Source organism: Acidovorax sp. SRB_24, from assembly GCF_012931925.1.
Genome location: NZ_MWOM01000308.1, coordinates 1 through 311, shown reverse-complemented (window position 1 = coordinate 311; position 311 = coordinate 1). Strand labels below are relative to the sequence as shown.

General features: G+C 75.9%; 1 protein-coding gene. It reads right to left on the bottom strand.

Going from position 1 to position 311, the window contains the following annotated elements:
* A partial coding sequence (locus tag B2J89_RS22065; protein WP_371809120.1) for a nicotinate-nucleotide diphosphorylase occupies positions 1-311 on the bottom strand: 311 nt, incomplete at both ends.

The following is a 311-nucleotide window of genomic DNA, read 5'->3' as shown; positions in this document are numbered from 1 at the left end:
ACGATCTGCGCGCGCGTGCCGCGCACGGCCTCGACGTAGGTGGCGGTCTTGGTGGCGACGGCGCTCAAAAGCTGCAGGAAGTTGAGCGCAGTGCGCTCGGCGCTCAGCAGCGCGCGCGCGTTGCCGGCGATCTCGAGCACCACCTGGTCGGCGGCGCAGCGCTGGCCCTCGGCGACGTGCCAGGTCAGCTGCACGCCGGGGTCGATCGCACGCAGCGCGGCCTCGGCCCAGGGCGCGCCGCACACCACGGCGCTCTCGCGCGCGAGCACCCGGGCGCGCACGGTGCGCGCGGGGTCGATCAGGCCGGCGGT